This is a genomic window from Stenotrophomonas maltophilia group sp. RNC7, from assembly GCF_030910085.1.
Classification (GTDB): domain Bacteria; phylum Pseudomonadota; class Gammaproteobacteria; order Xanthomonadales; family Xanthomonadaceae; genus Stenotrophomonas; species Stenotrophomonas sepilia.
In genome coordinates, this window is the sequence record NZ_JAVFVN010000791.1 from 1 (window position 1) to 331 (window position 331).

A 331-nucleotide genomic window follows, 5' to 3' on the forward strand; every position below is an offset into this window, starting at 1 on the left:
AAAGGACGCCAGCGGCGCCCTGGTCGGCACGCTGGAAATGCCGATGCCGGTGGGCCTGGTGGGCGGCGCCACCAAGACCCATCCGCTGGCGCGGCTGGCGCTCAAGATCATGGCGGTGCGCTCGGCCCAGGAGCTGGGCGAGATCGCCGTGGCCGTGGGCCTGGCGCAGAACCTGGGCGCGCTGCGGGCGCTGGCCACCGAAGGCATCCAGCGCGGCCACATGGCGCTGCACGCGCGCAACATCGCGCTGACCGTGGGCGCGGTGGGCGCCGAGGTCGACCAATTGGCCAAACGCATGGCCGAGGAAAAGGACGTGCGCGCCGACCGCGCG

1 pseudogene is annotated in these 331 nt (G+C 73.1%); it reads left to right on the top strand.

The features are described 5' to 3' along the window. Positions 1 to 331 (top strand): annotated as a pseudogene (locus RCF13_RS19190) (hydroxymethylglutaryl-CoA reductase); the annotation flags it as partial.